Here is a 9109-nt window from a genome sequence, read left to right on the forward strand (position 1 = left end):
CCCATCCCCATTATGATGCTTCTTGTTGTTGCTTCCGGGTTGGCTAGACCGGCGGAATGTCGCTGGGCGCATCCTCGTCAAAGCCGTGCATGCGCAGCGCCCACTGCAAGCCGACCACGGCGCCCTTGACCGGCTGCAACAGCAGCAGCGACGAAATGAAGGTGATCGGCAAATAGATCGCGAGTTGCAGCCACACCGCAGGCGAATAATTGGTTTCGATCCACAGCGCCGCCGGCACCACGATGTGGCCGACGATGACGATCACGAGATAGGCCGGCAGATCGTCGGCGCGGTGCGGCGTGAAGTCGAGCCCGCACTTCGAGCAATTATTGGCGGTCTTCAGGAAGGCGCGGAACATCTTGCCTTCGCCGCAGCGCGGGCAGCGGCAGCGAAAGCCGCGCTTCATCGCGCTCCAGAGGTCGCGCTTCTCGGCGTGTGCGGATTCCCGGGTCCATGTCGTGGGACTCACCGTTTCCATGACTTGCCTTTCTTCGATTTGCCGGCCTTGGATTTTCCGGACTTGCCCTTGTGGGGCTTTCGAACCTTGTCGCGCGGGCTGCGGCCCGGACGTGATTTCGACGGCTTTGTCTGACCTTTCGATCCGTCGCGTTTTCTGCCGCGCGGAATGACCTGACCTTCCGACAACAGCTCGAACCGCAACGCGCCGGCTACTGGTGCAGCTTCTACCAGACGCACGTCGACAACGTCACCCAACCGATGCATGGCACCGCTGCGTGAGCCGACGAGCGCATGACGCGTCTCGTCGTAATTGTAGTATTCGGTGCCGAGCGTGCGGATCGGGATCAGCCCGTCGGCGCCGGTATCCGATAACTTCACGAACAGCCCGGCGCGGGTAACACCGGAAATACGGCCCTGAAACGTCGCGCCGATGCGATCGGCGAGGAAATGCGCGATCAGCCGGTCAGCGGTCTCGCGCTCCGCCTTCATCGCGCGGCGTTCGGTCAGCGAGATCTGCGCCGCGACCTCGCTCAGTGTCTCCAGCGTCTCGCTCTCCGGCAACGCACCTTCGCCGAGGCCGAGCGCGCGGATCAGCGCGCGATGCACGATCAGATCCGCATATCGCCTGATCGGCGAAGTGAAATGCGCGTAGCGTCGAAGATTGAGGCCGAAATGGCCGTAATTCTCCGCCGAATATTCCGCCTGCGCCTGCGAGCGCAGCACCACCTCGTTGACGAGCGGTTCGTAGTCCTCGCCGCGGACCTGTCCCAGCACGCGATTGAACAAAGCAGGGCGCAAGGCGCCGCTCTTGGCAAAGGGCAAATCGAGCGTCTTCAGGAATTCCTGGAGGTTATAAACCTTCTCCTGGGTCGGCTCGTCGTGCACCCGATAGATAAGCGGCAACCCCTTTTTTTCAAGCATTTCGGCCGCGGCGACATTGGCGAGGATCATGAATTCCTCGATCAGCCGGTGCGCGTCGAGCCGTTCCGGCACGATGACGCGATCGACCGTGCCGTCACCCTTGAGCAGGATTTTTCGCTCGGGCAAATCTAGATCAAGAGGATCGCGCTCGTCGCGTGCGAGTTTCACCAGCGCGTAGGCCGCGTAGAGCGGCTTCAGGATCGGCTCCAGCAGCGGGCCGGTGGTATCGTCGGGCCGGCCGTCGATCGCGGCCTGCGCCTGCACATAATGCAGCTTGGCGGCCGAGCGCATCAGCACGCGATGAAAGCTGTGCGAGCGCTTGCGGCCGTCGGGACCGATCACCAGCCGAACCGCCAGCGCGCCGCGCGGCTCGCCCGGCACCAGCGAGCAGAGATTGTTGGAGATGCGCTCGGGTAGCATCGGCACCACGCGGTCCGGGAAGTAGACCGAGTTGCCGCGCGTCAGCGCATCGCGATCCAGCGCCGAGCCCGGCCGCACATAGAAGGCGACGTCGGCGATAGCGACATGAACGATATAGCCGCCCTTGTTGTTCGGATCGGGATCGGGCGCGGCGTGCACCGCGTCGTCATGGTCTTTCGCGTCGGGCGGATCGATGGTGACGAGCGGCAAATCGCGCCAGTCCTCGCGGCCCTTCAAGGTCGCGGGCTCGGCCGCCTCGGCCTCGCGCACGGCGGACGGCGAAAATGCTTGCGGAATTTCGTGGGCGTGAATCGCGATCAGGCTGATCGCCTTTTCGCTCGACAATGAGCCCAGCCGCTCCTTCACCTTGCCGGCGGCGAGGCCATAGCCGCGCGAGCGCACCAGATCGACGCTGACGAGGTCGCCGTCATCAGCGCCGCCGGTATCCGATGGCGCGATGCTCAATTCACGTCCGGCCTGCTTCTTGTCGACGGGCACCAGCCGGCCGCCGCCGCCGGGCGCTGTCCGGAAGATGCCGAGCACGCGCGTGCGGGCGTGGTCGATGACCTTGATGACGCGGCCGCGATAGGGCGCGCCGTCGCCGTCCTCGGCCTTTTCGATCCGCAACAAGGCGCGGTCGCCGACACCTGCGGCAGTGCCGGGTTTCGCCCGCCGCGGCACCTCAATGCGGATCCTGGGTGCTTCGCCGCTTTCCTCAGTGTCCCATTCGGTGGGAACGGCGAGCAGTTCGCCGTCGGTATCGCGTCCCGTGATATCGGCGATCACGGTCGGGGGCAGGGCGGCGGGCTCGTGGATTTTCCGGCCACGCTTGGCAATGGTGCCGTCGTCGGCGAGTTCGCGCAGGATGCGTTTCAGCTCGGCGCGTTCGGCATTCTTCAGGCCGAACTCGCGGGCGATTTCCCGCGTGCCGATCTTGCCCGGATGGGCCCGGATAAAGGCAACGATGGCGTCCCGGCTCGGAAAGCCATGGTCGTGTTTTCTATTCACTTATCCCCGGGCCTTGCCCGCACTTTTCTTCGCGGGCGTTTTAGGTGCAGTGGCGGGCTTGGCCGCCGATGTCTTGGCAGCGGTCGCGACCGGCGCGCGTGCCTTGCTGGCAGCGTCCGATTTCGGCTTTGCTGCCGCCTTTTTCGCTGCGGCCTTCTTGGCGGGCTTGGGCGCGTCAGGATCGGCCGCTTTATCTGCGACCTTCTTGGCGGCTGCCTTCTTCGGCGCGGCTTTTTTCGCAGGACGCTTGGCCTTGCCGCCACCCTTGGCGGCGCGCTCGTCGATCAGCGCGATGGCTTCGGCCAGCGTGATCGTGTCGGGCGTCTTGTCGCTCGGGATCGTGGCGTTGACGCCGCCGGCCGTGACGTAGGCGCCGTAGCGACCGTTCTTCACGGCAACGCCGCCGAGGCTCGGATGCTCGCCGAGCGGCTTTCCGGGATCGGCGCCGAAGCGTCGGCCGCTCGGGCCTTTGGCGATCTTCTCCGCGATCAGCGTCACCGCGCGGTTGAGGCCGATGTCGAACACCTCATCGCCGGCTTCCAGGCTTGCGTAGGTCTTTTCGTGACGCACGAACGGCCCGAAGCGGCCGATGCCGGCCGTGATCGGCTCGCCGGTTTCCGGGTGTTTTCCAACTTCGCGCGGGAGCGATAAGAGCTTCAACGCCAGTTCGAGCTCCATGTCGCCGGGCGACATGTTCTTCGGGATGCCGGCGCGCTTGGGCTTTTCGCCCTCTTCGTAGTCCTTCGGCTCGCCGAGCTGGATATAGGGGCCGAAGCGTCCGGCCTTCACCGTCACGTCGAGATCGGTGTCGGGGTCCTTGCCGAGCACGCGGTCGGCGCTGGCTTCGCTATCGGCGGCGAGCGGACGGGTGTAGCGGCATTCCGGATAGTTCGAGCAGCCGACAAAGGCACCGAACTTGCCGGCTTTCAGGTTGAGCTTGCCGGTGCCGCAGGTCGGGCACTGCCGGACATCGCCGCCATCCGCGCGCGGCGGGTAGATGTGCGGGCCCAGCATGTCGTCGAGCACATCCAGCACCTCGGCGACGCGCAGATCCTTGATGTCGTTGACCGCGCCGATGAAGCCGGCCCAGAAATCCTGCAGCACCTGCTGCCAGGAGATCTCGTTGTTGGAGATGCGGTCGAGCTGTTCTTCCAGCGCCGCGGTGAAATCGTACTCCACATAACGCGAGAAGAAATTTTCGAGGAACGCGACCACGACGCGGCCCTTGTCCTCGCCATGCAGCCGCTTCTTTTCGATCTTGACGTAGCCGCGGTCTTTGAGGACCTGCAGGATCGAGGCGTAGGTCGAGGGGCGGCCGATGCCGAGCTCTTCCATCCGCTTGACCAGCGACGCTTCCGAGAAGCGCGGCGGCGGTTCGGTGAAATGCTGGGTGACGGCGAGGGCCTGCCGATTCAAGGCTTCGCCTTCGCTCATGGCGGGGAGGCGACGTGAATCCTCATCCTCCTCGTCGTCGCGGCCTTCCTGGTAGAGCGCGAGGAAGCCGTCGAACTTGATGACCTGGCCGGAAGCGCGCAGCTCCAGCACGCGGGAGCCGGCTTTCGCCGCGATATCAACGGTGGTGCGTTCGAGTTCGGCTGATTCCATCTGGCTCGCAATGGTGCGGATCCAGATCAGCTCATAGAGCTTGGCCTGATCGGGATCGAGCCGGCGGCGCATCTCGGCGGGACGGCGCGCCAGATCGGTCGGGCGAATCGCTTCGTGCGCTTCCTGCGCGTTCTTCGCCTTGGTCTGGTACTGGCGCGGTGCGTCCGGCACATAGGCGTTGCCGTAATCCTCGCCGATCACCTTGCGGGCCTGCGTGATCGCGGAGCCGTCGATCTGCACGCCGTCGGTTCGCATATAGGTGATGAGGCCGGTGGTCTCGCCGCCGATGTCGATGCCTTCATAAAGCCGCTGCGCGATCCGCATGGTGTGCGCCGGCGCAAAGCCGAGCTTGCGGCTGGCTTCCTGCTGCAGCGTCGAGGTGGTGAAGGGCGCCTGCGGATTGCGGCGCGCGGGCTTTGCCTCCACGGTCGAAACCGTGAAGTTCGCCGCTTCAATCGCCTTCTTGAGGTCTTCGGCTTCCGCGCCGGAGCCGATGTCCAGGCGCTGGATCTTCTTGCCATCGGCACCAACGAGGCGGGCTTCAAAACTTTCGCCGCGCGGCGTGGTCAACGTCGCCACCAGCGACCAGTATTCGCGGGGGACGAATTTTTCGATTTCGAGTTCGCGGTCGCAGACCAGCCGCAACGCCACCGACTGCACGCGGCCGGCCGAGCGCGCGCCCGGCAGCTTGCGCCACAGCACCGGCGAGAGGGTGAAGCCGACCAGATAATCCAGTGCGCGGCGCGCCATGTAGGCGTCGACCAGCGCGCCGTCGATCTGACGCGGCGCCTTCATGGCGTCGGTCACGGCCTGCTTGGTGATGGCGTTGAACACCACGCGCTCGATCTTCTGATCTTTCAGCGCGCGCTTCTCTTTCATGACCTCCAGCACGTGCCAGGAGATCGCTTCGCCCTCGCGATCAGGGTCGGTTGCGAGAATCAGTCGGTCGGCGCCCTTCAGCGCCTTGGCGATGTCGTTGAGTCGGCTGGCCGCCTTCGGATCCACCTCCCAGATCATCTGAAAGTTGGCTTCCGGATCGACGGAACCGTTTTTGGCGGGGAGGTCGCGGACATGGCCGAACGAGGCCAGAACCTCGTAGGAGGCGCCCAAATACTTATTGATCGTCTTGGCTTTCGCCGGCGACTCCACGATGACGATATTCATGTCATTCCAATGGCTTACGGGAAAAGGTAAAGGCGGGTTCCGCGAGACTCGCGGCCCACCGATTGGACCCGAACATGGGTGGTGAGGCGGTCCCTGTCAAATCGGCAAATGCCGCCAGGGAACCTTTTGATGTCCACTTATATCTGAGGAGTTGCGAAATGCGCCCTAGAGTTGCGCCATCAAAGGGGTTATTTCTGGGCAATACTTTGTGTCATTTAGGATGCAAGTTTTTTGAGCAAAGCTGCTGGCGGCCGGAAGCGGAAAGCTTCAGGCAAGAAACCGGATTCGCCAACCGAAGTACCCGAACGAGGCGAAGAGGGCGGGCCCGACGAGGCCGTAGCCTTCATTGCGGAAACCGTTGCCGAACTGGTCAAGCTCGCCGAGCGTCACCGGCTTGAGGTGCTCAGTCATCTGCTCGGCATGGCGCAGCTCGAGGCAGAAGAGCGGTTGCGCACCCGGAGCAAACACAAGCTGTCGTGAGGTTGAAGGCAGAGCGAAAGACGGCTCCTCCCGTCATTGCAAGCGAAGCGAAGCAATTCACGTTTCGGCGCGGGGATGGATTGCTTCGCTGCGCTCGCAATGACAGGTGGATATAGCTTCACAAGCTCTCAGGATGACGGTTAGCCACAACACGCTTCCCCGTCTTCCCCGCCGCTCGTGGCTTCAGCGCCGTATCGCCCGCACTCAGCAACCGCCCATCCTGTGAATGGAGTTCGAGCTTGCGAACTGGCCGCCCCTTTTCCTTGTCGACGAGAATGGTGGTGATTTCTTCCGGGTGGTCGTCGAACTCCTCGCTCCATTGCCGCAGGGCGACGAGGATCGGAAACACGCCGCGTCCCTTCGGCGTCAGCAGATATTCCTGATAGGCGCTGCCGTCGGAGGCGGGCGCGGTTTTCAAAATGCCCTGATCGACCAGCGCGCGCAGCCGCACTGTCAAAATGTTCTTGGCGAGGCCGAGCCTCTTCTGGAATTCGCCGAAGCGGCTGATACCGAACAGCGCCTCGCGAATGATGAGTATCGACCACCAGTCGCCGATCGCATCCAGCGAGCGTGCGATCGGGCAATCGTCGCGCTCAAAGCTGGTTCGTTTCACCATCGCGGGCTCCATTGAATCCTTGTTTGACGTGTTTTCTTCACGCGAACCGGTGTCCGCCTCGCTTGAAAACGCGCTGCGTACCGATCACGGCCTTGTGTAGTTGCAATATTAAACCAGATGCCCTAGATGGGCAACCTAGTTTAATTATGCAACCATCGGAGAGGGCCATGAGGCTTGCGAACAAAACGGCATTGATCACAGGGGGCAACAGCGGCATCGGGCTTGCGACCGCAAAACTGTTCGTGGCCGAAGGCGCCAAGGTCGTCATCACAGGACGAAATCAGGCGACGCTCGATGCCGCCGCCAGGGAGTTGGGCCCGAACGCGCTTGCGCTCGCGGCCGACGCGACCGACATCGCCGCCACGGAATCCGCGATCGGGAAGGGGGCCGAAAAGTTCGGCAAGTACGACATCCTGTTCGCCAATGCCGGCATCGCCGGCGGCACGCCGCTGGGCGGCGCGACCGTGGAAACGTTCGAAAAGGTCATCAGCACCAATCTCACCGGCGTGTTCTTCACCGTGCAGTCCGCGCTGCCGCATCTCAACGACAACGCCTCGATCATCCTCAACGGCTCGGTGATCTCCGTGCTCGGCATTCCCGGTTACTCGGCCTATGGCGCGGCCAAGGCCGGCGTGCGGGCCATGGCGCGGATCATGGCATCGGAACTGTCGCCGCGTGGCATCCGCGTCAATGTCGTCGCGCCCGGCGCGATCCGCACCCCGATCTGGGGACCGGCGATCGCAACCCCGGAAGCCGAAAAGGCGTTTGAAAAGCGGATCGCGCTGTCGACGCCGCTCGGTCGCATCGGCGAAACCGATCACATCGCGAAGACGGTGCTGTTCCTCGCCTCGGACGATGCTGCGCATGTGCAGGGGCAGGAGCTGTTTGTCGATGGCGGCGCCACGGCCTCGCCGAGCGGCGCGCCGATCTATCGGGGGTAGGCTCCGTTGTGACCTCGGCCAGTCCGGCGCCCTGCGACGGATTGGCGCTGAGCCGGAAGGGCGCATTGAACGTCCGTTGGCATTACCGGACATTCCAGGGAAAGGAGTCGCTAGATCGGGAGAGCCGGAGAGCAGTCATGCCGAAAAGGGTCGACGTCTCCTCGTCCGCCGCGCAGGATTCGGACACCGCGCAATTCGTTTCAATTGCGCTGTTTTCCGGCATCGGTCTTTTGATTTCCCTCGTGATCGTTCTCTGCCGCATGCACGGCATTTTCTAAGCGGTTTTCGCAACCATGCAGGACGGCTGCCGTCGGGCGCGACGGCAGCCAATCCTTTCCTAAGCGGCGTGCAGATCGCCTGCGGCCTTCAGCGCGCCGGCCACGGCTTTTTCCCGGTGCTCGGCGCCGACCTGAATGCCGTCGGCGGAAATGAATTCCGGATTGCGGATGCCGATGAAGCCGAACACCCAGCGCAAATAGGTCTCGACGTGTTCGCCGGGCGCGACCGGCGTGTCCGGACCGTAATAGCCGCCGCGCGAGATCGCGATGATCACGCGCTTGTTGCCGGCCAGGCCTTCGACGCCTTGCGCGCTGTATTTGAACGTCTTGCCCGCGACCAAGATGCGATCGATCCAGGCCTTGAGCTGGCTTGGGACGGTGAAGTTGTACATGGGGGCGCCGATCACGACGATGTCGGCGGCCAGAAACTCGTCCAACACGGCCTGGCCGGCGGCGAGATCGTCTCGCAAGGACGCGTCCGGGGCCGCTCCCTGACTGGCGGCAAGGTGCAAACCGGACAGATGCGCAAGCGGCGTCAGCGTCAGGTCGCGGTAGCTGACTTCGAGGCCGGGGGTGGAGTGGCGCAGGCGGTCGACGACGGCGGCGGAAACCTGGCGGCTGACGGAGTGGGGGCCGAGAACGCTGGAATCGAGATGCAGAAGTTTCATGGTAGGGGTCACCGTTGGTATAGGTTTGTAACTGGCGCTATATGAGTGACCGTGGCATAACCCCGCAAGAACGCACATTTTTCTCACCCGAGCACATCCATGAGACCCGAGCACAAGAATGTGCCTGCCTTACCGCCGAGCCCCCACGGCGGGGAAAATTGCCGCGCCGTAGCGTCGGTGCTGGCGCGGGTCGGCGACAAATGGAGCGTGTTCGTGATCATGATGCTGATTAACGGTCCGCAGCGCTTCAATGAGCTCAAGCGCAAGATCAATGGCATCTCGCAGCGGATGCTGACCTTGACACTGCGTGGGCTGGAGCGTGACGGGCTGGTCACGCGAACTGTTTTTCCGACCATCCCGCCGCGGGTCGACTACGAACTCACCGATCTCGGTCGCGGGCTGGCGCAGCCGGTGCAGGCGCTCGGCAAATGGGCGTTCGAGCACCTGCCGGAGATCGAGGGAGCGCGGACCAGTTTCGACGCGCGCAGCGGGAAAGATTAGATGCCGTAATGGGCCCTGCTCCGAGCAAGGGGTCATGATGGTGGCTGT

9 protein-coding genes are annotated in these 9109 nt (G+C 63.6%); 4 read left to right on the top strand and 5 right to left on the bottom strand.

Annotated features, from left to right (window positions below):
- Positions 1 to 43: 43 nt before the first annotated feature.
- The 3 genes from CQ14_RS04780 to topA are packed head-to-tail and all read right to left on the bottom strand — an operon-like array spanning position 44 to position 5577.
- Positions 44 to 478, bottom strand: coding sequence for a DUF983 domain-containing protein (locus CQ14_RS04780; RefSeq protein WP_057856777.1), 435 nt, complete (start codon positions 476 to 478; stop codon positions 44 to 46).
- Complete coding sequence (rnr, locus tag CQ14_RS04785; RefSeq protein ID WP_057856778.1) at positions 466 to 2808, bottom strand: ribonuclease R; 2343 nt, start codon at positions 2806 to 2808, stop codon at positions 466 to 468. The genes CQ14_RS04780 and rnr overlap by 13 nt, the downstream gene beginning before the upstream one ends.
- Positions 2809 to 5577, bottom strand: coding sequence for a type I DNA topoisomerase (gene topA, locus CQ14_RS04790; protein WP_057856779.1), 2769 nt, complete (start codon positions 5575 to 5577; stop codon positions 2809 to 2811). It abuts the gene before it with no gap.
- A 231-nt stretch (positions 5578 to 5808) separates the two neighbouring features.
- Here topA and CQ14_RS04795 point away from each other — a divergent pair, with 231 nt between their 5' ends.
- Positions 5809 to 6057, top strand: a complete 249-nt coding sequence (locus tag CQ14_RS04795) for a hypothetical protein (RefSeq protein ID WP_057856780.1) — start codon at positions 5809 to 5811, stop codon at positions 6055 to 6057.
- A gap of 118 nt (positions 6058 to 6175) precedes the next feature.
- On the opposite strand, the gene CQ14_RS04800 is transcribed toward CQ14_RS04795, so the two are convergent.
- Positions 6176 to 6673 (bottom strand): winged helix-turn-helix transcriptional regulator, encoded by a 498-nt coding sequence (locus CQ14_RS04800; protein WP_057856794.1) that lies wholly within the window; start codon positions 6671 to 6673, stop codon positions 6176 to 6178.
- Positions 6674 to 6840: 167 nt separating this feature from the next.
- On the opposite strand from CQ14_RS04800, the gene CQ14_RS04805 reads away from it, so the two are divergent.
- Positions 6841 to 7614, top strand: a complete 774-nt coding sequence (locus CQ14_RS04805) for an SDR family oxidoreductase (protein ID WP_057856781.1) — start codon at positions 6841 to 6843, stop codon at positions 7612 to 7614.
- 137 nt (positions 7615 to 7751) lie between these two features.
- Complete coding sequence (locus CQ14_RS44435; RefSeq protein WP_199805439.1) at positions 7752 to 7892, top strand: hypothetical protein; 141 nt, start codon at positions 7752 to 7754, stop codon at positions 7890 to 7892.
- A gap of 59 nt (positions 7893 to 7951) precedes the next feature.
- Here CQ14_RS44435 and CQ14_RS04810 read toward each other — a convergent pair whose 3' ends face one another.
- Entirely contained in the window at positions 7952 to 8560 is a 609-nt protein-coding gene (locus CQ14_RS04810; RefSeq protein ID WP_057856782.1) for an FMN-dependent NADH-azoreductase, read from the bottom strand.
- Between the two features lie 99 nt (positions 8561 to 8659).
- Here CQ14_RS04810 and CQ14_RS04815 point away from each other — a divergent pair, with 99 nt between their 5' ends.
- Complete coding sequence (locus CQ14_RS04815) at positions 8660 to 9061, top strand: winged helix-turn-helix transcriptional regulator (protein ID WP_057856783.1); 402 nt, start codon at positions 8660 to 8662, stop codon at positions 9059 to 9061.
- Positions 9062 to 9109: the final 48 nt, after the last annotated feature.

It is taken from the genome of Bradyrhizobium lablabi (assembly GCF_001440475.1).
In the GTDB taxonomy this organism is placed as follows: Bacteria; Pseudomonadota; Alphaproteobacteria; order Rhizobiales; family Xanthobacteraceae; genus Bradyrhizobium; species Bradyrhizobium lablabi.